This is a genomic window from Ensifer sp. R1-3, assembly GCF_056739175.1.
This window is the reverse complement of record NZ_CP096515.1, coordinates 1,483,829-1,508,571: the sequence shown is the minus strand read 5'-3', so window position 1 is coordinate 1,508,571 and position 24,743 is coordinate 1,483,829. Positions and strand designations below refer to the sequence as shown.

The window sequence follows — 24,743 nt, the reverse complement described above, 5'->3', positions numbered from 1 at the left end:
GCCCACGGCGCATGAAAAAAGGCCGGGACGAGCCCGGCCTTCGAAAGTGCAGTCTGCCAGCGATTAGCGCTTGGAGAACTGGAACGAACGACGTGCCTTGGCACGGCCGTACTTCTTGCGCTCGACCACGCGGCTGTCGCGGGTGAGGAAGCCGCCACGCTTCAGAACGGGGCGCAGGCCCGGCTCGAAGTAGGTGAGGGCCTTGGAAATGCCGTGACGAACGGCACCGGCCTGGCCGGAAAGGCCGCCGCCTGCAACGGTCGCATCGATGTCGAACTGGCCGTCACGGGCAGCCGCGACGACCGGCTGCTGCAGGATCATCTGCAGAACCGGACGGGCGAAATAGTCCGAGAAAGGCTTGCCGTTGACGGTGATCTTGCCGGAACCGGCCTTGATCCAAACGCGGGCGACGGCGTCCTTGCGCTTGCCGGTCGCGTAGGAGCGGCCCTGGGCGTCGACTTTCTTGACGTGAACCGGAGCAGCCGGTTCCGCGGTCGTGGCGATTTCCTTGAGAGCGGAAAGGTCAGCCATTATCAGGCGCTCCTTGTGTTCTTGCTGTTCAGCTTGGCGACGTCGAGGACGGCCGGCTGCTGTGCTTCGTGCGGGTGGTTCGAGCCGGCGTAGACACGCAGGTTCTTCATCTGGCGACGGCCGAGCGGGCCGCGCGGAACCATGCGCTCGACGGCCTTCTCGATGACGCGCTCCGGGAAGCGGCCTTCGATGATCTGGCGCGCGGTGCGCTCCTTGATGCCGCCGGGGTAGCCGGTGTGCCAGTAGTACTTCTTGTCGGTGTACTTCTTGCCGGTGAGGACGGCCTTCTCTGCATTGATGACGATGACGTTGTCGCCGTCGTCGACATGCGGCGTGTAGGTGGCTTTATGCTTGCCGCGCAGGCGGTTTGCGATGAGGGAAGCGAGGCGACCGACAACGAGGCCTTCGGCGTCGATGAGGATCCACTTCTTCTCCACCTCTGCAGGCTTCTGAACGAAGGTTGCCATATCTAAACTCTTTCGTTTGGACCCGGAACGAAGCCGGGCGTTTCTTGTTGCTTGCTTTGACCTCGAGGAGGGCAAAAAAGAAGGCGGCCCAGTCGGACCGCGATCTGGGGCAGCTTATACGGAAGCTCGCAAACAAGGTCAAGGCCGACTTTCCGCGCGTCATTAAAGAAGACGAAGCAAAATCAAATAGTTAATAGTGTGGTTTCATAATACCACACTTCAGCGGGGCGGAATCGAATAGGTCGCCGTCGCATGAGCGACCAAATCGGGGCTTGCCACCGGCTTTATCGAGGCGTCGAGAACGGCCAGCCGTTTGCCGAGCTTGAGAATCCGGCAGGTACATTCGAGTGGTTCCGGTTCCGGCTTGCGCAGGAAGTTGATGTTGAGGCTGGTGGTGACGGCAAGCGCGACCGGACCGATATGCGCGATGAGCGCGATATAGGCCGACACGTCCGCCAGCGCGAAGAGCGTCGGGCCCGAGACCGTGCCGCCCGGACGGATGTGGCGCTCGTTCGGGTCGAGCCGCATCGTGGCGAAGCCCGGTCCGGTCTCGGTCACCGCGAAGACCTTCCCGTCCGTGTGGACCTGCGGAAAATCGGTGTCGAGAAAGCGGTTGAGCTCATCGACGTTCATGACCGGCTGCAGGGTCATCGCGTCCTCTCCATGTTACTTGCCTCGGTTGCACCCGTTACAGAACGTCCTGCAGCGCCGCGCAAGCGGGAAATTGGTCTTACGCAGTTATGGGTCAGTCCGGCGCGCGGGCTTGAAAGAGCGGCGACGGCGGCGTACCACGGCACGAACTTCGATATGGGAGAGAACCATGGCGGACGTCGTTTCATTCAGGAAAGAAGAGTCGAACGGACCCTTGCTGCGCGAGTTCAACGGCCCGGTCCTGCGGCTTACACTGAACAATCCCCCGGCAAACGTGCTTTCGATCGCCCTGATGGAAGCATTGCTGGCGGCGCTCGAGGAGGCGTCCGTCTCGAAAGAGATCAAGGTCGTCGTGATCGCCGCGACAGGCAAGCTCTTCTCCGCCGGCCACGATCTCAAGGAAATGACCTCCCACAGGGCCGACCCCGACGGAGGCCGGGCGTTCTTCGAGCGAACGATTCGCCTTGCAGCCGAAGTCATGCTGACGATCACCAGGCTGCCGCAGCCGGTCATCGCCGAAGTCGACGGCCTTGCGACCGCCGCTGGCTGCCAGCTGGTCGCCAGTTGCGATCTCGCGATCTGCACCGACACGTCGACCTTCTGCACCCCCGGCGTGAATATCGGTCTTTTCTGTTCTACGCCGATGGTCGCCCTGACGCGCGCTGCCCATCGCAAGCAGGCGATGGAGATGCTTTTGACCGGTGAGACGATCGATGCCGGGACAGCGAAGGAGTTCGGTCTCGTCAACCGCATCGTACCGCAGCAATATCTGCGCCAGGTCATCGACAAATATGCGTCGATCATTGCCTCGAAGTCGCCGCAGGCGCTGAAGATCGGCAAGGAGGCTTTCTATCGCCAGGCGGAAATGCCGCTTGCCGATGCTTACGACTTCGCTGTCGGCGTGATGGTCGAGAACATGCTCGCCCGCGATGCCGAGGAAGGTATCGGTGCCTTTCTCGGCAAGCGCATGCCGGAATGGAAGGAGGAATAGTGCATGCCGCCCAAAAGTGTGCAGCGGTTTTGGATACGACATGCATGATAACGACCTACAGCGCGGCGCGCTTTATGTCCTAGGCCTCAGGCGAGCCTGAGCAGCAAGGCACCGAGCGCAATGATGCAGGCGGCGATGATGCGCCAGGCGCTGACGCGCTCCTTGAGGAACACGAAGGAGATGACCACGGCAAAGAGGATTGCCGTTTCGCGGAGCGCCGCGACGGTGGCGACCGGGGCTTTCGTCATCGCCCAGAGCGCAAGGCCATAGGAGCCGATCGATCCGGCGCCGCCGATAAGCCCGCGCCACCAGTGACGGCTCACATGCCGCGCGACCGGCTTGACGCCGCGTCGGGCAAAGGCCCAGCCGAAGAGCAGGACCGGCGGCAGCAATGCCATCCAGAGCGTGTAGGATATGGCATTGCCGGAAATGCGGGCGCCCATTCCGTCGACATAGGTATAGCTCGCGATCACGCAGGCGTTGAGCAGTGCCAGAACGATGGCGTGCCTGCCGCCCTTGCGGGATTCGAAGGCGAGCGTCAGCACGCCCGCGCAGATCGTCATGATGCCGGCCATCGCGCCGCCGGTCAGTTCCTCGCCGATGACGAGGCTGCTCGTCGCCGCAACGATCAGAGGAGCGACGCCGCGCATCAAGGGATAGACCAGCCCGATGTCGCCGGCCCGGTACGCGGCTGCGACCAGCTGGAAATAGGCGAACTGGAAAAGTGCCGAAACCAGGATGTAAGGCACGGCCTCGGAACCGGGCATCGGGAGGAAGGGCAGGAAGGGGAGCGCCACGACCGCGCCGCCAAGCGACACCATGGCGGCGTCGAGCGATTTTTCCGTACCGGCCTTGACGAGCGCGTTCCAGGTCGCGTGCAGCAGCGCTCCGAGAAGTACGAGCGCAATGACGTCCGGCGGCAAGATGAACCTCGGCGGGGTGATTGGGCGGGAAAGCCGGTTGTGGGCTCGCATTTGCCGAAATGCAACCGGAATTACGGATCGATCGCAACGAAACGGTTGAAATGCATGGCCGGGGGAAGGTGCCTCGGTTGACTCGCGGCCGCTCCACGCCAACTATCGCTCCGCATGATGAACATGCCCGGACAACAAGCATGAACCACGACGCCTACCCGGACTATTATCTTGCCGACATCCTGCGCGAGACGAAGACCATCGCGCTCGTCGGCGCCTCGCCGAAGCCGGAGCGGCCGAGCTATCGCGTCATGGCCTTCCTTCTCCGCAAGGGATACCGCGTCATTCCGGTCAATCCCGGCCATGCGGGCGGTACGATCCTCGACCAGCCGGTGGTAGCGCGCCTCGCGGATATAGGGGAGGCGATCGACATGGTGGACGTCTTCCGTGCGGCTTCGGCCTTGCCCGCGCTCGTCGACGAGATCCTGGCGCTGCCGGCCCTGCCCAAGGTCATCTGGGGACAGCTGTCCGTCCGCGACGACGCAGCTGCCGCCAAGGCTGAGGCCGCAGGCATCAAGGTCGTCATGGACCGTTGCCCGGCAATCGAATATCCGCGACTGGTCGGATGATCCTTAATAAGTGAGGGAGGAACGACGATGAAAGCCGGACCCGGATTCAGCACGCTTGCAATTCACGCCGGGGCCCAGCCCGATCCGACGACCGGTGCGCGGGCGACGCCGATCTATCAGACGACCAGCTTCGTCTTCAACGACACGGATCATGCAGCCGCACTGTTCGGCCTCCAGCAATTCGGCAATATCTATACCCGCATCATGAACCCGACGCAGGCGGTGCTGGAGGAGCGGATCGCGGCGCTCGAAGGCGGGACCGCCGGGCTGGCCGTTTCCTCGGGGCATGCGGCCCAGCTGCTGGTTTTCCATACGGTCATGAGGCCGGGTGACAATTTCGTTTCCGCCAGACAGCTTTACGGCGGGTCGGCCAATCAGTTCGGCCATGCCTTCAAGGCCTTCGACTGGCAGGTCCGTTGGGCCGATTCGGCGGAGCCCGAAAGCTTCGATGCGCAGATCGACGAACGCACCAAGGCGATCTTCATCGAAAGCCTCGCCAATCCGGGCGGCACCTTCGTCGACATAGCCGCGATCGCTGACGTTGCGCGGCGACACGGACTGCCGCTCATCGTCGACAATACGATGGCGACGCCCTATCTGATGCGGCCGCTCGAACACGGCGCCGATATCGTCGTCCATTCGCTCACCAAGTTCATCGGCGGTCACGGCAATTCGATGGGCGGCATCATCGTCGACGGCGGTACGTTCGACTGGTCGAAATCCGGCAAGTATCCGCTGCTGTCGGAGCCGAGGCCCGAATATGGCGGCGTCGTCCTGCACCAGGCCTTCGGCAACTTCGCCTTCGCCATCGCCGCACGGGTATTGGGTCTGAGGGACTTCGGTCCGGCCATTTCGCCCTTCAACGCCTTCCTGATCCAGACCGGCGTCGAGACGCTGCCGCTGAGGATGCAGCGCCATTGCGACAACGCGCTGGAGGTCGCCAATTGGCTGAAGGGACATGAAAAGGTCTCCTGGGTCCGCTATTCCGGGCTCGAAGACGATCCGAACCACGCACTGCAGAAACGCTACTCGCCGAAGGGGGCGGGAGCCGTTTTCACCTTCGGGCTCGCGGGCGGATACGAGGCGGGAAAGCGCTTTGTCGAGGCACTGGAAATGTTCTCCCATCTTGCCAATATCGGCGACACGCGTTCGCTCGTCATCCACCCCGCATCGACCACGCACCGGCAGCTCACGCCGGAGCAGCAGGTCGCCGCAGGCGCCGGACCCGACGTCATCCGGTTGTCGGTCGGCATCGAGGATGTGGCCGACATCATTGCCGATCTCGAACAGGCGCTGGGCAAGGCCTGAGAGGCGTGGAGGCTTCCCATGAGCCATATGCTGAATTTCGATCCGTCTTCCCTCGAGGCTGAGATCGGGGCGCCGGCGCCCGGCAGGCTGATTTCTGGAAATCCGGAATTTCGCACCTGGAATTTCGAGGAGGCCGGCGGGCTCTATGCGGGCATATGGGAGGCCACGCCCGGCAAATGGCGCATCGTCTATGACGAGTGGGAATATTTCCACATCCTCTCCGGTCATTCGATCGTGACCGAAGAGGGCGGGGTACCCCTTCATCTCAGAGCCGGCGACAGCCTGGTGCTGAGACCCGGCTTCAAGGGAACCTGGGAAGTCGTTGAAACGACTCGCAAGGACTACGTGATCCGCGTCTGACGCCGGCCGCGATGAGGACGTTGGGGAAGGTATGCGTTACGGCAGTGTCCGCTTGCGGGTGTGCGGGCATATTTCACCTGCGGCTCGGCCTGAGGATAGTATCTCCGTATCGACGGACGGCATCCGTCCCCACTTCCACCCTCATCCCTGTGCCTGTCACAGGGATCCAGCAGCGCCGCGTCTGCGGCGCCGAACAGTTCTTTAAGCCCAAGGACTTGGGCTTGCTGGATTCCTGTGACAAGCACAGGAATGAGGTTGGGGGAAGGTATGCGTTACGGCAGTGTCGGCTTGCGGGTGTGCGGGCATATTTCACCTGCGCCTCGGCCTGAGGATAGTATCGACGTATCGACGGACTGCATCCGTCCCCACTTCCACCCTCATTCCTGTGCTTGTCACAGGGATCCAGCAGCGCCGCGTCTGCGGCGCGGGAAGAGTCTTTCAGCCCAAGGACTTGGGCTTGCTGGATTCCTGTGACAAGCACAGGAATGAGGTTGGGGGGAAGGTATGCGTTACGGCAGTGTCCGCTTGTGGGTGTGCGGGCATATTTCACCTGCGGCTCGGCCTGAGGATAGTATCTCCGTATCGACGGACGTCCCCACTTCCACCCTCATCCCTGTGCTTGTCACAGGGATCCAGCAGCGCCGCGTCTGCGGCGCCGAACAGTTCTTTCAGCCCAAGGACTTGGTCTGGCTGGATTCCTGTGCCGGACACAGGAATGAGGTTGGGGGAAGGTATGCGTTACGGGCAGTGTCCGCTTGTGGGTGTGCGGGCATATTTCACCTGCGGCTCGGCCTGAGGATAGTATCGACGTATCGACGGACTGCATCCGTCCCTCCTTTCGCCCTCATCCCTGTGCCTGTCACAGGGATCCAGCAGCGCCGCGTCTGCGGCGCGGGAAGAGTCTTTCAGCCCAAGGACTTGGTCTGGCTGGATTCCTGTGACAAGCACAGGAATGAGGAGGGGAGAGTAGCGATTTCAAGCCGCCGCTCACCAGACGAGATCGAGCCGCTCCAGACCATGAAAGTGGAAGGCGTCCTTGACCGGCGGCTCGTTCTTGAGCCGCATCCCGGGAAGCCGCCGGAACAGGATCGGCAGCGAAATCTGCAACTCCAGCCGTGCCAGCGGTGCGCCGATGCAAAAGTGCAGGCCGGCGCCGAACGAAACATTGGCGCCTTCGTTGCGGTCCGGCCTGAACGTATCGGGAGAGGAGAATTTGCGCGGATCGACGTTCGCCGCCCCCAGCATCAGGCCGATCTTGTCCCCTTTCCTGAGGGCGATGCCGTTCTCCAGCTCGATATCCATGAGGGCGTAGCGCTGGAAGATGTGCAAGGGCGCGGCGAAGCGCAGACACTCCTCCACCGTGCGCTCCGTCGCCTTCTCGTCCGAGAAAAGTTCGGCGGGCGAGAGGCCGGACTGCAGGATCGTGCGCACGGCATTGCCGATCTGATGAACCGTCGCCTCGTGGCCCGCATTCAGAAGGAGGACCGTGGTCGAAATCAGCTCCGCGTCCGACAGGCGCTCGCCGTCTTTCTCCGAGGTGATCATATGCGTGAGCAGGTCGTCGGCCGGGTTTGTCCGCTTCTCGGCTATGATCCCTTTCAGGTAGCCGGCGAACTCCGCCGATGCATTGTTGGCGTCGAACTCCGTTTCCAGGCTGGGATTGAACACGTACATCTTCACCATGCGGTGCGACCAGTCGAGCAGACGCGGCGCCGCTTCGACCGGAATGCCGAGCATCCGCGCGATGATGGTTACCGGGATCGTCTCGGCATAGGTCTTCAACAGCTCGGTCTCGCCATCCTTCTCGAAGCCGTCGATCACCGCATGCGAGAGCGCCTCGATTTCCGGCCTGAGCTGTTCGATCTGACGGGAGACGAAGGCGCGGTTGACGAGCGTGCGCAGCCGCGTATGGGCCGGAGGCTCCAGTTCGAGCAGCGAGTGCGCCTCGAGTGCATCGAAATCTTTCAGATGCGGTTTCGGCTCCGGCATGCCGAGTTCTTCCCGGGTCGCGACATGCAGGATCTGTCGGCCGAAGCGACGGTCGCGCAACAGGCTGTTCAGCTGCTCGTAGCCCGCAAAGAACCACTGCTGCGGCTCTTCCCAGAAAAAGGCCGGACATTGCGCATGGAGCGCCGCGTAGGCCGGCAGCGGATTGCGGAAGAAACGGGGGTTGCGGACGTCAAGGGAGACGCGCCGGGCGGGGCCGTCGATGGTGATACCGGGGGCGATGGACATGATATCGACTCTTCGAATGCTGCAATCGGATGGCGATCCGCATCTCTATTGCGCCATGAGGGCTGACTGCAAGTGCCTCGGCACCGGAAGGAACAACATCGGCGATAGATACTTTTTCGGTAGCACCGCCCGACCTATTTGAGCATGATGCGGCAGCAAGCAGGGAGCGGCATGGCAAAGGCGCAAGGCAATCTATCCGCGGGCATTATGGCGGCGATACGAAAGCGACGGCCCACGGTCGTCAACCGTGATGCCGCCGTGAACCGCGGCGACATCGTGATCGCCTCCTATAATATCCACAAATGCGTGGGCACCGACGGGCGCTTCGACCCGCCGCGAATTGCGCAGGTCATCGCCGAGATCGGTGCGGATATCGTCGCGCTTCAGGAGGCCGACCAGAGATTCGGCGAGCGCGCGGGGCTCCTGGATCTCGAGCACCTGCGCCGTGAGGCGCATCTTGTCTCCGTTCCGATTTCGCCTTTTAGCGAGAAAGGCCACGGATGGCATGGCAACGTCCTGCTTATCCGTGAGGGTGCGGTTTCCGACGTGCGGCAGCTGAAATTGCCGGGCGTCGAGCCGCGCGGTGCCCTCGTCGTCGATCTCGACCTGAAAGCGGGACCGTTGCGGGTGATCGCCGCTCACCTGGGCCTGCTGCGTCATTCCCGGGCGCGCCAGGCGGAAACGCTTTTGAAGGCGACGGCGGACGGTGCCGGCCGGCCGACGCTGCTGATCGGCGACCTCAACGAATGGCGCATGGGCAAACGCTCCTCGCTCAGCTTCCTCAGTCCGATATTCGACCCGTCGCATTCAGCCGTTGCCAGTTTTCCCTCGCGCTTTCCGCTGCTGCCGCTCGACCGGGTTCTCGGCAATCCGCATCATCTGGTGACCTCGGTGGCCGTGCACGACACGCCGCTGGCGCGCGTGGCTTCGGACCATCTGCCCGTCAAGGCCTCGATCGATCTCAAGGTTGTCCAGAAGGACGGCCCCGAGGATGAGGAGGCCCGATTGGCCGATGCGGGGCAGGGATAGCGGTGTCGCACGCCTCATAGAAGGCGCAATGGTCGCCGTCGTACTTTGGTTTCTGCATGTTTCACCCTTGATCCGGCTCCGGTGAAACATGCGGCAGGGCAGCATCTGATGTGGTCGTGGGTTGCACTTTTTCTCGTAGCGCTCTGCGGGCTCTTCCTGGTCGCGGTCCTCTATGTCTACGGCTGGTTTGGCCGCAGGCCGCGGACCGAACCCTCATTCGCGCTCCCCATCGGCGGAGACGAGACGGGCATCGATCGGCAATTGGGCCCACTGCTGGGTGCCGCCCACCCCGGCGAGAGCGTGGTCGCGCTCATTTCCGATAACATCGAAGCCTTCGTTGCGCGGGCGCTTTCGGCGCGCCGGGCGGGGCGCAGCCTCGACCTGCAATATTACTACTGGAAGGACGACCTGACGGGGTTTCTGCTGACGCGCGAGATCATCCGGGCGGCCGACCGCGGCGTTCGCGTCCGCCTGCTGCTCGACGATATCAATGCAGGAATCCATGATCGTCTCTGCATTTCGCTCGACGCCCATCCGAATGTCGACGTGCGCCTCTTCAATCCAAGCCGGGCACGAACGGACCGCTTCCGCCGCGGGTTCGAAATGGCGATACGGGCCTTCAGTGCGACGCGCCGGATGCACAACAAGCTGTGGGTTGCCGATGGCCGGCTGGCGATATCCGGTGGGCGCAACATCGGTGATGCCTATTTCGACGCGGCCGAACTGTCGAACTTCCGTGACCTCGACGTCTGGATGGCGGGTCCGGTCGTCGACCAGGCGACGGCCATGTTCGATCTCTACTGGAACAGCACGTCGGTGCTGCCGATCGCAGCCCTCAGGACGCCGCGCAAGCAGTACCTTCCGGCGCTGAGAGAGGCGCTGGACGGGCTGGCGCGCACGGCGGCCGCGCGCTTCTATCTGGAAAGGGTCGCAGACGCGGCGGCTGCGGGTCCCGGCTCATACTGGGGAAGCCGGACCCTCCATCGCAGCGCGGATGTGCGCATGGCGTTCGACCCGCCGGAAAAGGCGCTGATGCAGAAGCGGCAGAACTGGCTGCTGCGCGAACTGTTCCCGCTGATCAAGGGCGCCAGCCGTGATCTGCGGATCATCTCGCCCTACTTCATCCCCGGCGCAGCGGGGACGCGCGTGCTGGCGCTCCTCGCGGGTAAGGGCGCGAGGGTGGCGGTGCTGACGAATTCGCTCGCTGCAACCGATGTCGCGGCAGTGCATGGCGGCTACGTGAAGTATCGCAAAGGGCTGCTTGACGGCGGTGTCGAGCTCTATGAGCTCAAGGAGCGCGGCGATTTCTTCGATCGCCACCGCATGTCGCTGTTCGGAGCGCGAAACGCGAGCCTCCACACCAAGGCCTTCGTCGTCGATGGCCTCTGCGGCTATGTCGGCTCCATGAACTTCGATCCGCGTTCCGCGTCGCTCAACACCGAGATGGGCATCGTCTTTTCCGACGAGGCGCTCGCCGCCGAGCTCCAATCGATATTCGACGAGGAAACGGCGCCGGAACGGAGCTATCGCCTGATGCTGAAGGACGGCCGGCCCGCATGGCGGGATCGGACGAACGGCTCCCTGCGGCTGCTGCGGCGCGAGCCGGACGCAGGCATTCTCCGGCGGCTGATCGCCGGCGTGATCCGCTTTCTGCCGTTGGAGTCACAGCTTTGAGAGGCGACGGAATTTACCGGTCGTTTACCGCGCTATTGCGAATGCCTGTGAGGAAGGTGGCCGGGGGCATGCGCGACGGCATCAAGAATTGGAAAATTGTTCTACCGCCAATCCGCCACGCCGATGAAAAGCTCTGGACCCCGGGCCTGCGACTATTCAGTTTATCGAATGTTCGCGTCTTGAAGTGAAGGGCATTGACACTCTATGTAAGGTCTGAGGCTTATCCGATGATTCCGGTCCGCGAAGGGATGCGGTCCCGATTGATGAAGGTTCGATATGAGAAATCCAGTTGATACGGCCATGGCGCTGGTGCCGATGGTTGTTGAGCAGACCAATCGCGGCGAGCGATCCTACGACATCTATTCGCGACTGCTCAAGGAGCGCATCATCTTCCTGACGGGACCGGTCGAAGACCACATGGCGACGCTGGTCTGCGCACAGCTGCTGTTCCTCGAGGCGGAAAACCCGAAGAAGGAAGTCGCTCTCTACATCAACTCTCCGGGCGGTGTCGTGACGGCGGGCATGGCGATCTACGACACCATGCAGTTCATCAAGCCGGCGGTCTCGACGCTCTGCATCGGCCAGGCGGCTTCGATGGGCTCGCTGCTGCTTGCCGCCGGTCACAAGGACATGCGGTTCGCAACGCCCAATTCGCGCATCATGGTCCACCAGCCCTCCGGCGGGTTCCAGGGCCAAGCGTCCGACATCGAACGGCATGCACGCGACATTCTCAAGATGAAGCGCCGGCTGAACGAGGTTTACGTCAAGCATTGCGGCCGCACTTACGAAGAAGTCGAGCAGACGCTCGACCGCGATCATTTCATGAGTGCGGACGAAGCGCTCGACTGGGGTTTGATCGACAAGGTGATCACGTCGCGCGATGCGGTCGAGGGCATGGAATAGGTTCGAACACGGGCTTTTGTGTCGCCACAGATGTAATTGTGACACATTTGTAATGGCGAAGGGGCTTTATCCGAGGGGCAAAGCCGTTAATATGAATCCTTAATGCTATGTTGGAACAAGGGGCATAGCATTCGGATTTGATGGGGAGAGTCGTTGCAACCGGTGATCGGGCCTCCGCCCGGACGGTGAGTACTCCCAAGAGCCTTGGGCGGCGCCTGGAGCCGACGTGCAAGGCGAACTGAGTGTCCGTGATATCTTTCCGAAGGTGTCCGGCGTGCTGGAAGGAAGTGGAAATGAGCAAGGTCAGCGGTAGCAACGGCGGTGACTCGAAGAATACCCTCTATTGTTCGTTTTGCGGCAAGAGCCAGCATGAAGTCCGCAAGCTGATTGCCGGACCGACCGTGTTCATCTGCGATGAATGCGTCGAACTCTGCATGGACATCATCCGCGAAGAGAACAAGACCTCGATGGTCAAGTCCCGCGACGGCGTTCCGACGCCGCAGGAGATCATCAAGGTCCTCGACGAATACGTCATCGGCCAGCAGCAGGCCAAGCGCATCCTGTCGGTCGCCGTGCATAACCACTACAAGCGCCTTGCCCATGCGGCAAAGAGCAGCGACGTGGAGCTGGCGAAGTCGAACATCATGCTGGTCGGGCCGACCGGCTGCGGCAAGACCTATCTGGCGCAGACGCTCGCCCGCATCATCGACGTTCCCTTCACGATGGCCGACGCGACGACGCTGACGGAGGCCGGCTATGTCGGTGAGGACGTCGAGAACATCATCCTCAAGCTCCTGCAGGCGGCCGATTACAACGTCGAGCGCGCCCAGCGCGGCATCGTCTACATCGACGAGGTCGACAAGATTTCCCGTAAGTCCGACAACCCGTCGATCACTCGCGACGTTTCGGGCGAGGGCGTGCAGCAGGCGCTTCTGAAGATCATGGAAGGTACCGTCGCCTCGGTACCGCCCCAGGGCGGCCGTAAGCATCCGCAGCAGGAATTCCTGCAGGTGGATACGACGAATATCCTCTTCATCTGCGGCGGCGCTTTTGCGGGCCTCGACAAGATCATCTCCGCCCGCGGCGAGAAGACGTCGATCGGCTTCGGCGCGACTGTGCGCGCTCCGGAAGACCGGCGCGTCGGCGAGGTGCTGCGCGAGCTCGAACCGGAAGATCTGGTCAAGTTCGGCCTCATCCCGGAGTTCATCGGGCGCTTGCCGGTTCTGGCGACGCTCGAGGATCTCGACGAGGATGCGCTGATCCAGATTCTGTCCGAGCCGAAGAACGCTCTGGTCAAGCAGTATCAGCGGCTTTTCGAGATGGAAGACGTCGAACTGAACTTCCACGAGGACGCGCTGCGTGAGATCGCCCGCCGTGCCATCGTCCGCAAGACCGGCGCACGCGGCCTGCGTTCGATCATGGAGAAGATCCTGCTCGACACCATGTTCGAACTGCCGACGCTGGAAGGCGTTCGCGAAGTCGTCATTTCGGACGAGGTCGTCAAGGGGACGGCGAGGCCGCTCTACATCTACTCGGAGCGTTCCGAGGAGAAGACCAACGTTTCGGCTTGAGGCCACAGCGCCGCGCGTCTTATCGGGCGCGCAACGCCGCTCACGATTGTTTGAAGAGCCCGCCGCGTGCGGGCTTTTTCATGGTGCGCCGTTGCGATCGTGGCGGCGAAGGGGTGGGGGGACCGGCGTTTTGGAGGACGGCTCTGCAGGCGCCGTTCCGGCCCGTTCGCTCGAATGTTTCAGTTCAAAATCATGGTGATCGCACCAATCGATTGTTGCTAAAGTGCCGCAACAACGCGATGATGTGCCGATTCAATGGATGCGTATTTGCGGACCGCGATATCCGGGCAGGTCGCAAGGTCTGCAACAGCATCCGAGCTTAAAGGTCGGGGATTATCCATGAAGGCGGGGATTGCGCCGTACCTTGAAAAGGCCTCTCTTGCACTCCACTTTCATGTACGAAATGTGACAGCCGGGAGTGCCGTAGAGGCTCCCGGAAACGGGCCCGAACATCGGGACGGAAAGGAAATGATATGACGAACAAAACGTCTCCGGCGACTGAAAGCGCGACCTATCCGGTTCTGCCGCTGCGTGACATCGTGGTCTTCCCCCACATGATCGTGCCGCTCTTCGTCGGCCGGGAAAAGTCGATCCGTGCACTCGAAGAGGTCATGGGTACGGACAAGCAGATCATGCTCGTGACCCAGATCAACGCTACGGATGACGATCCGGAACCCTCCGCCATTTACAAAGTCGGCACGATTGCAAACGTGCTGCAGCTTCTGAAGCTCCCCGACGGCACCGTGAAGGTTCTGGTCGAAGGACGGTCGCGTGCCGAGATCGAGCGCTATACGCCGCGTGACGATTTCTACGAGGCCATGGCCCATGCACTGCCCGAACCGGACGAGGATCCGGTCGAGATCGAGGCGCTGAGCCGTTCGGTCGTTTCCGAATTCGAGAGCTATGTGAAGCTCAACAAGAAGATTTCGCCGGAAGTCGTCGGCGTCGCGAGCCAGATCGAAGACTACTCGAAGCTCGCTGATACCGTCGCATCCCACCTGTCGATCAAGATCGTCGAAAAGCAGGAAATGCTGGAGACGACGAGCGTGAAGATGCGCCTCGAAAAGGCGCTCGGCTTCATGGAAGGCGAGATTTCGGTTCTTCAGGTCGAAAAGCGCATCCGTTCGCGTGTCAAGCGCCAGATGGAGAAGACGCAGCGCGAGTACTACCTCAATGAGCAGATGAAGGCGATTCAGAAGGAGCTCGGCGACAGCGAGGACGGCCGCGACGAGATGGCCGAACTCGAAGAGCGCATCTCCAAGACGAAGCTCTCCAAGGAAGCCCGCGAAAAGGCGGATGCGGAGCTGAAGAAGCTGCGCCAGATGAGCCCGATGTCGGCGGAAGCGACTGTGGTCCGCAACTATCTCGACTGGCTGCTGGGCCTGCCCTGGGGCAAGAAGTCGAAGATCAAGACCGATCTCAACCACGCCGAAAAGGTGCTGGATACCGATCACTTCGGTCTGGACAAGGTAAAGGAACGTATCGTCGAGTACCTGGCGGTGCAGGCCCGTTCGTCCAAGATCAAGGGGCCGATCCTGTGCCTCGTCGGTCCTCCCGGCGTCGGCAAGACGTCGCTCGCCAAGTCGATCGCCAAGGCGACCGGCCGCGAATATATCCGCATGGCACTGGGCGGCGTTCGCGACGAGGCCGAAATTCGCGGCCATCGGCGGACCTATATCGGCTCCATGCCGGGTAAGGTCGTCCAGTCGATGAAGAAGGCGAAGAAGTCCAATCCGCTCTTCCTGCTCGACGAGATCGACAAGATGGGCCAGGACTTCCGTGGCGATCCGTCTTCGGCGCTTCTGGAGGTGCTCGATCCGGAACAGAACTCGACGTTCATGGATCACTACCTGGAGGTGGAATACGACCTCTCCAACGTGATGTTCATCACCACGGCGAACACGCTCAACATTCCGCCGCCGCTGATGGACCGCATGGAAGTCATCCGCATTGCCGGCTATACCGAAGATGAAAAGCGGGAGATTGCCAAGCGGCACCTGCTGCCGAAGGCGATCCGCGATCATGCGCTCCAGCCGAACGAATTCTCCGTGACCGATGGCGCCCTTATGGCGGTCATCCAGAACTACACGCGAGAAGCGGGCGTGCGCAACTTCGAGCGCGAGCTGATGAAGCTGGCGCGCAAGGCGGTGACGGAGATCCTCAAGGGCAAGACCAAGAAGGTCGAAGTGACGGCCGAGAACATCCACGACTATCTCGGTGTGCCGCGCTTCCGCCATGGCGAAGCCGAGCGCGACGATCAGGTCGGGGTGGTCACCGGTCTCGCCTGGACCGAGGTCGGCGGCGAACTGCTGACGATCGAGGGCGTGATGATGCCCGGCAAGGGCCGCATGACGGTTACCGGCAACCTGCGTGACGTGATGAAGGAATCCATTTCGGCAGCGGCATCCTATGTCCGCTCGCGCGCGATCGATTTCGGCATCGAGCCGCCGCTGTTCGACAAGCGCGACATTCACGTCCACGTGCCCGAGGGCGCAACTCCGAAGGACGGTCCGTCCGCCGGTGTGGCCATGGCGACGGCGATCGTGTCGGTGATGACCGGTATCCCGATCTCCAAGGACGTGGCGATGACGGGTGAAATCACCCTGCGTGGACGCGTCCTGCCGATCGGTGGTTTGAAGGAGAAGTTGCTGGCGGCTCTGCGCGGCGGCATCAAGAAGGTGCTGATCCCCGAGGAGAACGCCAAGGACCTCGCCGACATCCCTGACAACGTCAAGAACAGCCTCGAAATCATCCCCGTTTCGCGGATGGGCGAGGTGATCGCGCACGCGTTGCTGCGGCTTCCGGAGCCCATCGAATGGGATCCGGCAAGCCAGCCGGCCGCCCTGCCGTCCGTTGATTCGCAGGACGAAGCGGGCACTTCGATTGCCCACTGAGGCAGTACAGATAGGGTGGTAAGTGTGTCCCGCTTGCGCCCTTCGGCCAGAAAAACAAGGAAGACCGGCGTTCTGCCGGTCTTTTTTGTTGTAAAAGCACGCTGCAACCCTTGCATTCCAAGGGATTAGGCGCAATTGGGAATGGCAAGACGTGGGCATTGCTCTCGCAGCCCCGCCTTAAGAAGACAGTCGTTTCGAACCAGCATGAAAGGGGTGGAAACATGAACAAAAATGAGCTCGTGGCTGCCGTAGCCGACAAGGCCGGACTCTCGAAGGCAGATGCGTCTTCTGCCGTTGATGCAGTTTTTGAGACCATTCAGGGCGAACTGAAGAACGGCGGCGACATCCGCCTCGTCGGCTTCGGCAATTTCTCCGTATCGCGCCGCGAAGCCAGCAAGGGCCGCAACCCGTCGACGGGTGCGGAAGTTGACATCCCGGCACGCAACGTGCCGAAGTTCACGGCCGGCAAGGGCCTCAAGGACGCCGTCAACTAATTTACCGATTGAGCGGCGGGTGCCTCCGTCCGCTACTGGTTCATGTTCCATCTGTCGCGATACCGCCCAGGCGGCATTCGGCAGGTTGATTGAGGCCCGGTCATCCGGGCCTCTTTTCATTCCAAGCCTCGCTGTCATCCAGCTGTTACAGGACAGTTGCAAAAGCCTCCCGTCCGACGTTTTCGGACGCACGCGGAAGCGCAAAGGCGTGTCGCGACAAGGAGGGACAGATGAAAGCATTTTCCATCACCACGGCATTGGCCGCGGCGCTCGCCGCATCGACGGCGTCGGTCGTTCAGGCCGAACAGGTATTCAACCGCATCGCATCCTTTGCGGTGGCCACGAATTTGCCCGAGGGAGCCGAGCGGAACGCGCCGACATCGGCCGAAATCATCACCGCAAGCGAAGACGGCAATACGCTGATCTATTCCGACAGTCCCGGCAAGCGCATCGGGTTCATCGACATCACCGATGCCAAGGCGCCTGAGGCAGGCGGTATCGTCTCTTTCAGCGGGGAGCCGACCTCGGTCGCGGTAGCCGGCGCCAAAGCGCTCGTTGCCGTCAACACGAGCGAAAGCTTTACCAAGCCGTCCGGCGTGCTCGCCGTGGTCGACATTGCCGGGAGGAAGGTGGACGCCACCTGCGATCTCGGCGGCCAGCCGGACTCGGTGGCCGTGAACAAGGATCGGACGCTTGCCGCAATCGCGATCGAGAACGAGCGCGACGAGGACGTCAATGACGGGCAGATCCCGCAGATGCCTGCAGGCGATCTCGTGATCCTGTCGCTGAAGGACGGGGCGGCCGATTGCGCGACGATCAAGCATGTGACGCTGACCGGTCTCGCCGAGGTCGCCGGCGACGATCCCGAGCCGGAGTTCGTTGCCTTCAACGGCAGGGACGAGATTGCACTCACCCTCCAGGAGAACAACCACATCGTCGTCATCGACGGCAAGTCCGCGACCGTGAAGACGCATTTCCCTGCGGGCACGGTCGATCTCGAAGCTATCGACACCAAGCGTGACGGCTCCATCGCCTTCACCGGCGAGCAGGCGGGCCGCAAACGCGAGCCCGATGCGATCAAGTGGCTCGACGACGATCGTCTGGTCGTCGCCAATGAGGGCGACTACGAGGGCGGGAGCCGCGGCTTCACGATCTTCGACACGACCGGGAAGGTCCTCTACGAATCGGGAGCAGGCTTCGAGCGCGCTATCGCGTCGATCGGCCACTATCCGGAAAAGCGTTCCTCGGCGAAGGGCGTCGAGCCGGAAGGCCTGGAAATGGCGCAATTCGGGGAAGACAAGCTTTTCTTCGTTCTGTCCGAGCGTGCCTCGATCGTCGGCGTCTACAAGGATACGGGCGGCGAACCGGAGCTCGTCCAGCTTCTGCCCTCCGGCGTTTCGCCCGAGGGCGCTGTCGCCATTCCCGGGCGCAACCTGTTTGCGACCGCCAACGAGGTCGATCTCGTCGAAGACGGCGGGGCGCGGTCGCATGTCATGATCTACGAGCGCGGCGAAGGGAAGGCTGCCTATCCGCAGATCCGTTCCGTGGAGAAGGACGGGCTGCCCATCGGCTTCGGGGCGCTTTCCGGTCTTGCCGCTGCCGACAAGCCCGGCTTCCTGCATGCGGTCAACGATTCCGTCTTCTCGTCGCAGCCGACCATCTTCACGATCGACGCTACGCAGAAGCCCGCGCTGATCACGGAAGCCCTGCCGATCATCCGTGACGGCGCTCCCGCCCAGAAGCTCGACATCGAAGGCATCGCCAATGATGGCGAAGGCGGCTTCTGGCTCGCTTCGGAAGGCAATTCCGACAAGCTCTACAGCCACGCGCTGCTGCACGTGAACAAGAAGGGCGAGATCAAGCAGGAGATCGCGCTGCCGGAGGAATTGCGCGCCAACGAGATCCGCTACGGCTTCGAAGGCGTCGCAGTCGTGGGCGAAGGGGACGATCAGGTTCTCTGGATGGCTGTGCAGCGCGAATGGAAGGATGACGAGAAGGGCTTCGTCAAGCTCGTCTCCTACAAGCCGTCGAGCAAAGAATGGGGCGCCGTGCGCTATCCGCTTGAAAAGTCGGAGGAAGGCTGGGTCGGCCTGTCGGAAATCTCCGTTCATGGAGACTACGCCTATGTCGTCGAGCGTGACAATCTGATCGGCGAAGCCGCCAAGCTCAAGAAGCTCTACCGCGTTGCGCTTGCGGATTTGAAACCCGCGGCGCTCGGCGGGGAACTGCCTGTCGTGAACAAGGAAGAGGTGCGCGACCTCATTCCGGACCTGCAGTCGCTCAACGGCTATGTCGTCGACAAGGTCGAAGGCTTTTCAGTCGACGCAGCCGGCAACGGCTATGTCGTCACCGACAATGACGGCGTCGACGATTCCTCCGGCGAAACGCTGTTCTTCTCCATAGGCGCGATGGACGCCATGTAAGCGTCCCATCCCGAGAAAAAGGAAGAGGCCGGGACATGACGTCCCGGCCTCTTCCTTTTGCATTCGAAGCGAAGCTCAGAGCGGAATGAGGAAAAGTGTGCGCGGTTTTCCGCCCGCATCCCGCTCCAACTTTTGGAGTCGATCACGTTCATGTCTTTAGGTCGATCCGACCTAAAACATCGTGATCTAGCGCGCGACGGCAATCTCGGCGGCTTCCGCTTCTTCCTTGCGCTTGCGGATGTCGTCGGTTTTCTCGACGAGTTTGCTGACGATGTCATAGAGTTGGTCGAGTTGCTCGTCGTCGAGCGCCGAAAAGATCTCTTCGATGAGCTGCTTGCGCGGATGTTCTGCAGCCTGAAGTACGGCCCGGCCGGTCTCTGTTATCGAGACGATCTTCGCGCGGCGATCCTCGGGGTCGGGCTTTCTCATGACCAGACGGTCGCGTTCCAGTCCGTCGATCGCCTCGGTCACCGTTCGCGGAGCGAAATTCAGCGCACAGGCTATGTCGGTAGACCGACAGGGTCCGAGCTTGCTCAGGAAGAACAGGAACTTGCTCCTGGCAAGCGATACGCCTTCTTCCGTCATGGACTCGTTCACCAGCCGATGAACGCGATGGTAGAGCTCGAACAGCTTGTCGGAAACCTCGAATGTCTTCTTCATGACCTTATGAGTTATTATGAGGGGCCATGTGAAATGGCAGTGACATTATTGATAGTCACAATTGCCGCATTTGTCGACCAAAACCACCTAAAACTTGGGAATGACCGCCGGCTGTAAGAAACGCTTCCTGCTCGCGATGCCTTTGTTTGTGAAGCGAAGAGTTGCCGGCAGTTGGCGTTGCGATGCTGCTCGCATTCAAGCATTCCGTGGATACCTGGTCCTGCGGCCATTGACGAAAGCGGCGGCGCCGGGCCATGGTCCGCCCGGCCATGCCCTTCCGATTTGTTCACACCGCAGACCTCCATCTCGATTCGCCCTTGCGCAGCCTGGCACTCCGGAATGCGGAGCTTGCCGGCCTCGTTCGAAGCGCGACGCGCAATGCGCTCGTCCGCATCGTCGATCTCTGCATTGCCGAAAGCGTCGATGCGCTTTTGATCGCCGGCGATCTCTATGACGGCAGCCAGACTTCAATGAACACGGCGCTCTTCCTGGCGGGCGAGCTTCGGCGGCTCGACGAGGCCGGCATCCGGACGTTCATCATTCGCGGCAATCACGATTCCCAGTCGCAGGTGACGCGCGAACTCACCCTGCCGCCTTCGGTGCATGTATTTGCCGGCAAGAGCAGGACGGTTCATGTCAAGACGCTTGCGAACGGCCGCACGGTGCACGTCCACGGCGTGAGCTTTGGCGACCCCCACGCTCCGGAAAGCCTGTTGCCTCAGTTCCATCCGCCGGTCGCCGGCGGCATCAATATCGGCATGCTGCATACCAGCCTCTCCGGATCCGCGGCCCACGACCCCTACGCGCCCTGCAGCGTCGCCGAGCTTCAGCGGCACGGTTTCGACTACTGGGCCCTCGGCCATGTCCACCAGCGGCAGGTGCACTGCGAAAAGCCCTGCATCGTCATGCCCGGCATGCCGCAGGGCCGAGACATCAACGAAGCGGGGACGAAGGGCGTCACGGTCGTGACGATCGACGATGAAGGGCTGGTTACGCTGGATGAACGGCCGACCGGCACCGCCGCGTTCGAGCGGCACGAGATCGACGTGAGCGGGATTGCGGACTGGCGCGACATGCTGGATGCGGTGACCAGTGAATTGATCCTCCTTCGAAAGAACATGGCGGCGGACAATCTGATCCTGCGCTTGACGCTGACCGGCGCGACGCCGCTTGCCTGGCGCCTCAGGCGCGACGCGGATCTCCTGGAGGCGGAGATCGTCAACATCGCGGCCGGGATCGGCGGATGCTGGATCGAGAACACGGAAATGAGCTGCCAGGCAACCGGCAATGCGGAGCAAAATGCGGCCGATCCGGTCGGCGAACTGGCGGCACTCGTCGAAAACGACGTTCTGCCCTCCTTCGGCTTTCGCGCCGAACTGAGCGGCGTTGCCAAGGAGCTCCTGCAGCAATTGCCGCCTGAACTCAGGCAAGTGCTGGCGGGCGACGAAGAGGCGCTGGAGCGGCTGGCGCTGGAGGCAGCGCTTGCGGGGAGTGCGGATGTGCTGGCGCATCTTCACGGCCGTGCCGGCGCCGGAGGCACCGACTGATGCGGCTTCAGCGACTGGAGCTCGTCCGCTACGGCAAATTCACGGAGCGGCATCTCGATTTCGGCGAGGCGAAGCTGGGCGAGCCGGATTTTCACCTTATCTACGGCCCGAACGAAGCCGGCAAGTCGACCCTCTTCTCCGGCTTCCTCGACCTCATCTTCGGCATAGAACGTTCGAGCCCCTACGGCTTCCTGCATCCCTATCAGACGATGCGGATCGGCGGCATCGTCGCGGCCGGTAACCGCCTGCATCACGCCTACCGCATCAAGCGCAATGCCAACAGCCTGATCGGCCCCGACGAGCAGCCGCTGCCCGACGGCCTGTTTTCCACAGCCCTCGGCTCCATCGACCGGGCAACCTACAGCACGATGTTCTCGCTCGACGACGACAGCATCGAAGAGGGCGGGGAAGCCATACTGAAGAGCGAGGGCGAACTCGGGTCCCTTCTGTTTTCCGCGAGTTCCGGTCTGCCGGACAGCACCGCCGTGCTTGCCGGGCTTCGAGCCGAAGCGGATTCCTTCTTCCGCCCGCAGGCGCGCAAGCACCAGCTTGCCGAACTGAAGGCTGATCTCGATGCGTTGAAGGCGGAGCGGAACGAGATCGACGTGAATGCACGCGAATATGCAGCACTCCGCAAGGCCCTGGCGAGCATGCGCGCACGCCACGAGGCGGCGGCGAGGCTGCGCAACGAGTTGCGCGCCGACCGGGACAGGATGCGCGGTCAGCGCGACGCCCTGCCGCTTCTCGCGCGGCTTCGCGGCGCAAGGCAGGAGCTTGCCGGGCGGGACCCGTTGCCGGTGCCGCCGGCGGAGTGGCAGGAGGAGTTGCCGGTTCTTCGCCGGCGCGATGCGGAAATCTCCGCGGCGCTCCGGCAGGTGCACGAGGAACTCACCCGGCGGGGCGAAGAGCTTGCCGGGTTACCTCGGGACGAGCAGGCGCTCGCGATCGCGGAACGGTTCGGGGCTCTGCGTGAGACCGCCCTCGAAGCCCGCTATCTGACGGGGGACCGCGACATGCCGGCGCGTCTGGAGGAACTTGCGAAGACGGCCGCCGAGATCGATGCCTGCCTGGTCCGCCTCGGCGAGGCGGGCAATCCCGATCTCGCCTCGCTCCTGCTGCCGGCGGCGCGCGCCGTCCGCCTGCAGGATCTGATGCGCCGGCATGCAAGCCTTTCGGAAAGGCTTGCGTCGGCGCGCGAGGAGACGGAAACCGCCGAAGGGAACCACGGCGACGCCGAGCGCGAAGCCGCCCGGCTGAAGGAGGGGGCGGCCGACCCGGCGTTCCTCGCCGAGCGCGTGCATCTCCTCCGGCAGAGCGATTGCCTGTTGCGCCAGCAGTCGTCGGCAAGAGAGATCCACCGGCTCGAGGCTGCGATTTGCGACAGACTGGATGAATTGCGGCCCTTCGCCGGTACGATCGACGATCTGGCCGCGCTTCCCGCTCCGGCACCGGCCGTCGTGGAAGCGTGGCGGGCCGAGGACCACGCCGAGGCGGAGCGGCGCTTGCGCCTCGCCGACAGGATCGCCGATGAAAGCGAGCGCCAGGCCGGAGACGAGGCGCGCCTTGCCGCCATTGCGGCCAATGGCGGCGTCGTGGATGACGCGGCCGTTTGCGAACTGAGGCGGCGCCGCGATACTGCCTGGCAGCGGCATCGTGCCGATCTCGGCGAGCAGACGGCGATCGCATTCGAGACCGCACTGAACGAGCATGATGCAATCACGGCGCTTCGGCTTGCCCAGGCGGAGCGCGTGGCCGAGATACGCAGCCTGACGCTTGCCGTCACCGAGCGGAGCGCCCGCCTACAGTCGCTGGACGCGCAAAGGAAAGCCGCGGAGGAGCAGCGGCAGAGGCTGAGCGCCGAGATCGGCACCGCCGCACGCGCCTGTGGCTTGCCTTGCATAACGGGGCTGCCGCAATTGGAGGCCTGGCTTGCGGCCCGCGCATCCGCGCTCGAATTGCGCGGCGAACTGCGCACCGCGCTGAAGGAGCGCGACCGGGCGGTCGCCGAAGAGAAGGCGGCGGTCTGCAGCCTTCGGGCGGAGCTGGCGCGGCTCGGGATCACCGATGCGCTGCCGGAGCGGCTCGACGCCTTGCTCGCGGTGGCGGAACTTGTCTCCTCCCGCGCGGAGGCCGCATCCGCGGCCTACCGGAATGCCGTGGCGCAGTTCCAACGTGCCTCGGAGGCGCTCGAAAAGCGGCGGTCCGTCTTTGCGGCCGCGGAGGCTGCGATGGCGTCCTGGTGCGGGGAATGGGATGAGGCGCTCGCCGGCACATGGCTTTCCCGGCAGGTGGAGCGGCCACAGCCGCAGGAAATCGGCCCCGTGCTTGCCGTGCTTCAGGACCTCGACAAGCTGATGCAGAAGAAGGCGGAGCTCGACCATCGCGTGGCGGGCATGCGCAGGGATCAGGCGGCCTTCACGGAAAGCGTCGTGGGCCTGGCCGCGGTACTTGGCGAAAGACAGGCCGGCGATGTCCTCACGCTCTTTTGCGCGGTGCGCGATCGCGTTGCCGCCGCACTTCAGAAGGAGGAGCGCCGCCTGGCGCTTCAGGGCAATATCGAGCGCATGGAGGAGAGCCTCGACTCGCTGCGCGCCGAGGAGCGGCTCCACGCCGCCAACAGGCGAAGGGTCCTCGACTTCTTCGACTGCGGGACTCTCGACGAAGCGGCCGCCTGCCTGGAAGCCGCCCGCGAAGAGCAGCGGCTGCGGCAGAGATGCTCGGAAATGGAAAGCGATCTGGCTGCGCGGCTCGGCGTCGCGACCGCCGCCGAGGCCGAAGCGCTTCTAGCCGACCTCGACGACCGGGAGCTCGGCCTGGAACTCGCGCGGCTGGAGGAGGCGATCGACGCGGCCGACCGGGATGTCAGCGAGCTGCACGCCGATGTCAGGACCCGGGAGAGGGCGCTTGCCGCCGTCGAGGGCGGCGACCGGGTGGCGGAGCTCGAACAGCGGCGCCGCACGCTGCTTCTCGACATCGAGAGCAAGGCGATCGGCTATCTCCGGCTGCGTGCGGGCGTGATCGCCGCCGAACAGGCGCTCAGGCTGTTTCGCGAGCGCCACCGCAGCGCCATGATGCAGCGCGCCTCGCGAACTTTCATGCATATCAGCGGCGGCGAGTATTCCGGTCTCTCGACGCAAGCCGACAAGGGCCAGGAATTCCTCATCGCCAATACCGCCGCCGGCGGATCGAAGCTCGCCCGCGATCTTTCCAAGGGCACGCGCTTCCAGCTCTATCTCGCGCTCAGGATCGCCGGCTACCACGAGGTCGCGGCGACGCGGGAGACGCTGCCCTTCATCGCCGACGACATCATGGAAACCTTCGACGACGGCCGCGCCGGCCGCGCCTTCGAGCTGATGGCGGAAATGGCCGATGTCGGGCAGGTGATCTATCTGACCCACCACGAGCATCTTTGCGACATTGCGCGGAGCGCCTGCCCGGGCGTGACGATCCACCGGTTGTAGC

19 protein-coding genes are annotated in these 24,743 nt (G+C 62.8%); 13 read left to right on the top strand and 6 right to left on the bottom strand.

Translation table 11 applies throughout. The features are described from left to right. Nucleotides 1-63 precede the first annotated feature (63 nt). The 3 genes from rpsI to M1D43_RS07265 form a co-directional block, all read right to left on the bottom strand. Complete coding sequence (gene rpsI / locus M1D43_RS07275) at nucleotides 64-531, bottom strand: 30S ribosomal protein S9 (protein WP_153313617.1); 468 nt, start codon at nucleotides 529-531, stop codon at nucleotides 64-66. 2 nt (nucleotides 532-533) lie between these two features. Continuing rightward, a complete protein-coding gene (gene rplM / locus M1D43_RS07270) occupies nucleotides 534-998 on the bottom strand; it encodes a 50S ribosomal protein L13 (RefSeq protein WP_003529229.1) in 465 nt (154 codons plus the stop codon). A 219-nt stretch (nucleotides 999-1,217) separates the two neighbouring features. Beyond that, entirely contained in the window at nucleotides 1,218-1,649 is a 432-nt protein-coding gene (locus tag M1D43_RS07265) for a PaaI family thioesterase (protein ID WP_127514035.1), read from the bottom strand. A 169-nt stretch (nucleotides 1,650-1,818) separates the two neighbouring features. On the opposite strand from M1D43_RS07265, the gene M1D43_RS07260 reads away from it, so the two are divergent. After that, entirely contained in the window at nucleotides 1,819-2,640 is an 822-nt protein-coding gene (locus M1D43_RS07260) for an enoyl-CoA hydratase (RefSeq protein WP_153313618.1), read from the top strand. 86 nt (nucleotides 2,641-2,726) lie between these two features. Here the strand turns inward: M1D43_RS07260 and M1D43_RS07255 are convergent, their stop codons facing one another. Next, nucleotides 2,727-3,563: an EamA family transporter gene (locus M1D43_RS07255; RefSeq protein WP_192923420.1), complete on the bottom strand. Its 837-nt coding sequence runs from the start codon at nucleotides 3,561-3,563 to the stop codon at nucleotides 2,727-2,729. A 191-nt stretch (nucleotides 3,564-3,754) separates the two neighbouring features. Between M1D43_RS07255 and M1D43_RS07250 the strand changes: the two genes are divergently transcribed. The 3 genes from M1D43_RS07250 to M1D43_RS07240 are packed head-to-tail and all read left to right on the top strand — an operon-like array spanning nucleotide 3,755 to nucleotide 5,851. Further along, nucleotides 3,755-4,183 carry a CoA-binding protein gene (locus M1D43_RS07250; RefSeq protein ID WP_153313620.1) on the top strand — a complete coding sequence of 143 codons (429 nt, stop codon included), beginning with the start codon at nucleotides 3,755-3,757 and terminating at the stop codon, nucleotides 4,181-4,183. A 27-nt stretch (nucleotides 4,184-4,210) separates the two neighbouring features. After that, entirely contained in the window at nucleotides 4,211-5,491 is a 1,281-nt protein-coding gene (locus tag M1D43_RS07245) for an O-acetylhomoserine aminocarboxypropyltransferase (protein ID WP_153313621.1), read from the top strand. 18 nt (nucleotides 5,492-5,509) lie between these two features. Continuing rightward, complete coding sequence (locus M1D43_RS07240; RefSeq protein ID WP_498814168.1) at nucleotides 5,510-5,851, top strand: cupin domain-containing protein; 342 nt, start codon at nucleotides 5,510-5,512, stop codon at nucleotides 5,849-5,851. 987 nt (nucleotides 5,852-6,838) lie between these two features. Here M1D43_RS07240 and M1D43_RS07235 read toward each other — a convergent pair. Further along, complete coding sequence (locus M1D43_RS07235) at nucleotides 6,839-8,086, bottom strand: cytochrome P450 (RefSeq protein WP_153314774.1); 1,248 nt, start codon at nucleotides 8,084-8,086, stop codon at nucleotides 6,839-6,841. Nucleotides 8,087-8,257: 171 nt separating this feature from the next. Between M1D43_RS07235 and M1D43_RS07230 the strand changes: the two genes are divergently transcribed. The 7 genes from M1D43_RS07230 (at nucleotide 8,258) to M1D43_RS07200 (ending at nucleotide 19,074) form a co-directional block, all read left to right on the top strand. Continuing rightward, entirely contained in the window at nucleotides 8,258-9,115 is an 858-nt protein-coding gene (locus M1D43_RS07230) for an endonuclease/exonuclease/phosphatase family protein (RefSeq protein ID WP_003531801.1), read from the top strand. 108 nt (nucleotides 9,116-9,223) lie between these two features. Then, nucleotides 9,224-10,789, top strand: a complete 1,566-nt coding sequence (locus tag M1D43_RS07225) for a phospholipase D family protein (RefSeq protein WP_127515188.1) — start codon at nucleotides 9,224-9,226, stop codon at nucleotides 10,787-10,789. A 276-nt stretch (nucleotides 10,790-11,065) separates the two neighbouring features. Then, nucleotides 11,066-11,692: an ATP-dependent Clp endopeptidase proteolytic subunit ClpP gene (clpP, locus tag M1D43_RS07220; protein ID WP_003531805.1), complete on the top strand. Its 627-nt coding sequence runs from the start codon at nucleotides 11,066-11,068 to the stop codon at nucleotides 11,690-11,692. A gap of 293 nt (nucleotides 11,693-11,985) precedes the next feature. Next, nucleotides 11,986-13,263 (top strand): ATP-dependent Clp protease ATP-binding subunit ClpX, encoded by a 1,278-nt coding sequence (gene clpX, locus M1D43_RS07215; protein WP_003531807.1) that lies wholly within the window; start codon nucleotides 11,986-11,988, stop codon nucleotides 13,261-13,263. Between the two features lie 473 nt (nucleotides 13,264-13,736). Further along, nucleotides 13,737-16,157, top strand: a complete 2,421-nt coding sequence (gene lon, locus M1D43_RS07210) for an endopeptidase La (RefSeq protein WP_003531808.1) — start codon at nucleotides 13,737-13,739, stop codon at nucleotides 16,155-16,157. A gap of 221 nt (nucleotides 16,158-16,378) precedes the next feature. Continuing rightward, the gene (hupB, locus tag M1D43_RS07205; RefSeq protein ID WP_003531811.1) at nucleotides 16,379-16,651 is read left to right on the top strand and encodes a DNA-binding protein HupB; all 273 of its coding nucleotides are present in this window, start codon (nucleotides 16,379-16,381) and stop codon (nucleotides 16,649-16,651) included. A 230-nt stretch (nucleotides 16,652-16,881) separates the two neighbouring features. Further along, nucleotides 16,882-19,074 (top strand): esterase-like activity of phytase family protein, encoded by a 2,193-nt coding sequence (locus M1D43_RS07200; RefSeq protein ID WP_153314776.1) that lies wholly within the window; start codon nucleotides 16,882-16,884, stop codon nucleotides 19,072-19,074. Nucleotides 19,075-19,260: 186 nt separating this feature from the next. Here M1D43_RS07200 and M1D43_RS07195 read toward each other — a convergent pair whose 3' ends face one another. Beyond that, entirely contained in the window at nucleotides 19,261-19,734 is a 474-nt protein-coding gene (locus tag M1D43_RS07195; RefSeq protein WP_003531815.1) for a MarR family winged helix-turn-helix transcriptional regulator, read from the bottom strand. A gap of 254 nt (nucleotides 19,735-19,988) precedes the next feature. On the opposite strand from M1D43_RS07195, the gene M1D43_RS07190 reads away from it, so the two are divergent. Both M1D43_RS07190 and M1D43_RS07185 read left to right on the top strand, forming a co-directional pair. Then, the gene (locus tag M1D43_RS07190; RefSeq protein WP_153314780.1) at nucleotides 19,989-21,281 is read left to right on the top strand and encodes a metallophosphoesterase family protein; all 1,293 of its coding nucleotides are present in this window, start codon (nucleotides 19,989-19,991) and stop codon (nucleotides 21,279-21,281) included. Further along, on the top strand, nucleotides 21,281-24,742 hold the full coding sequence (locus tag M1D43_RS07185; RefSeq protein WP_153314782.1) for an ATP-binding protein: 3,462 nt from the start codon (nucleotides 21,281-21,283) through the stop codon (nucleotides 24,740-24,742). The genes M1D43_RS07190 and M1D43_RS07185 overlap by 1 nt, the downstream gene beginning before the upstream one ends. The last annotated feature ends 1 nt before the right edge of the window (nucleotide 24,743 follow it).

Bases quoted from the DNA above. Each gene is read 5' to 3' on its own strand.
- rpsI (WP_153313617.1), bottom strand. From the start codon at position 531: ATGGCTGACCTTTCCGCTCTCAAGGAAATCGCCACGACCGCGGAACCG.
- rplM (WP_003529229.1), bottom strand. From the start codon at position 998: ATGGCAACCTTCGTTCAGAAGCCTGCAGAGGTGGAGAAGAAGTGGATC.
- M1D43_RS07265 (WP_127514035.1), bottom strand. From the start codon at position 1,649: ATGACCCTGCAGCCGGTCATGAACGTCGATGAGCTCAACCGCTTTCTC.
- M1D43_RS07260 (WP_153313618.1), top strand. From the start codon at position 1,819: ATGGCGGACGTCGTTTCATTCAGGAAAGAAGAGTCGAACGGACCCTTG.
- M1D43_RS07250 (WP_153313620.1), top strand. From the start codon at position 3,755: ATGAACCACGACGCCTACCCGGACTATTATCTTGCCGACATCCTGCGC.
- M1D43_RS07245 (WP_153313621.1), top strand. From the start codon at position 4,211: ATGAAAGCCGGACCCGGATTCAGCACGCTTGCAATTCACGCCGGGGCC.
- M1D43_RS07240 (WP_498814168.1), top strand. From the start codon at position 5,510: ATGAGCCATATGCTGAATTTCGATCCGTCTTCCCTCGAGGCTGAGATC.
- M1D43_RS07235 (WP_153314774.1), bottom strand. From the start codon at position 8,086: ATGTCCATCGCCCCCGGTATCACCATCGACGGCCCCGCCCGGCGCGTC.
- M1D43_RS07230 (WP_003531801.1), top strand. From the start codon at position 8,258: ATGGCAAAGGCGCAAGGCAATCTATCCGCGGGCATTATGGCGGCGATA.
- M1D43_RS07225 (WP_127515188.1), top strand. From the start codon at position 9,224: ATGTGGTCGTGGGTTGCACTTTTTCTCGTAGCGCTCTGCGGGCTCTTC.
- clpP (WP_003531805.1), top strand. From the start codon at position 11,066: ATGAGAAATCCAGTTGATACGGCCATGGCGCTGGTGCCGATGGTTGTT.
- clpX (WP_003531807.1), top strand. From the start codon at position 11,986: ATGAGCAAGGTCAGCGGTAGCAACGGCGGTGACTCGAAGAATACCCTC.
- lon (WP_003531808.1), top strand. From the start codon at position 13,737: ATGACGAACAAAACGTCTCCGGCGACTGAAAGCGCGACCTATCCGGTT.
- hupB (WP_003531811.1), top strand. From the start codon at position 16,379: ATGAACAAAAATGAGCTCGTGGCTGCCGTAGCCGACAAGGCCGGACTC.
- M1D43_RS07200 (WP_153314776.1), top strand. From the start codon at position 16,882: ATGAAAGCATTTTCCATCACCACGGCATTGGCCGCGGCGCTCGCCGCA.
- M1D43_RS07195 (WP_003531815.1), bottom strand. From the start codon at position 19,734: ATGAAGAAGACATTCGAGGTTTCCGACAAGCTGTTCGAGCTCTACCAT.
- M1D43_RS07190 (WP_153314780.1), top strand. From the start codon at position 19,989: ATGGTCCGCCCGGCCATGCCCTTCCGATTTGTTCACACCGCAGACCTC.
- M1D43_RS07185 (WP_153314782.1), top strand. From the start codon at position 21,281: ATGCGGCTTCAGCGACTGGAGCTCGTCCGCTACGGCAAATTCACGGAG.